We start from the raw sequence: 859 nt of genomic DNA, 5'->3' as shown, positions 1-859 counted from the left end.
TTCCGTTGCTATGAACGTTTTAGTCAAGCCCTTGCATTTTGCACCACCAAAACACTAGGCGCGGGAGCAAATAAGCGAGCGACGGTCGGCACGCTGCTATCCGTGGGTTGGTTACCACATTCAATGCCTTCGTCAAGGAGAGCGATTACCAGCTAGAAACGCACGTTCGGTTTTTCAACCTAGTGCAAACGGAACACGTACATTCTCTCCTAAACCTTCGTTTGCCCCCGGGCCTAATGTTCCGGTGGTATTCTTACGGTGTGTGCGAAGCGTTCTTTCACAGAATAAACCCTTATTACAGCTTTTCGTGCGACTTTGTAGAAAACAACTAACCTACTTTGGGCTGCTTCTCAGCATGCGAGAGCTCGCCTTGTTCCGCGACTCGAGCAACTGCCCAAATGAACCCAACTAGTTCTCGGGCAACGGCCCCAATGGCTACGTTTTTGTGTTTACTCTTTCCGAAGACGAGACGGCGGTATTTTGTGTGTAATCTTTCTTGCGCTTTCCAGGATAACAACTGTACAGCTGCAGGCAAACCTTCTAATCGCTTAGCTAATTCGCCTTTGACGGCTGGTCGGTGGCGGTAGCTCCATGCCGACTCCACCAACGTACGACGTAAGTGACTGTTCCCCGCCTTGGTCATAGAGCCCCGGCGCGTGGTCTGACCAGACGAATACTCGCGAGGAACGAGACCTAAGTAGGCCATGAGTTGTGCGGGAGAGCGAAACCGCTCGAACGTCCCAATTTCCGCGGCAATGGTGATGGCGGTTAGGCGCGCAACGCCACGCAGGGATTGAAGAAGCTGGATAACAGAAGCTTTCGCTCCCGTCGTGGCTTGCTCAAGAAGCGCATTCTCCAA

General features: G+C 52.4%; 1 protein-coding gene. It reads right to left on the bottom strand.

Going from position 1 to position 859, the window contains the following annotated elements:
• Window positions 1-328: 328 nt before the first annotated feature.
• The coding region (locus RB620_RS30150) for a transposase (RefSeq protein WP_308100860.1) at window positions 329-859 on the bottom strand (531 nt) is incomplete at its 5' end.

It is taken from the genome of Paenibacillus sp. LHD-117, from assembly GCF_030929555.1.
Lineage (GTDB): Bacteria > Bacillota > Bacilli > Paenibacillales > Paenibacillaceae > Pristimantibacillus.
The sequence above is the reverse complement of the archived record's forward strand: the minus strand, read 5'-3'. Positions and strand labels throughout refer to the sequence as shown.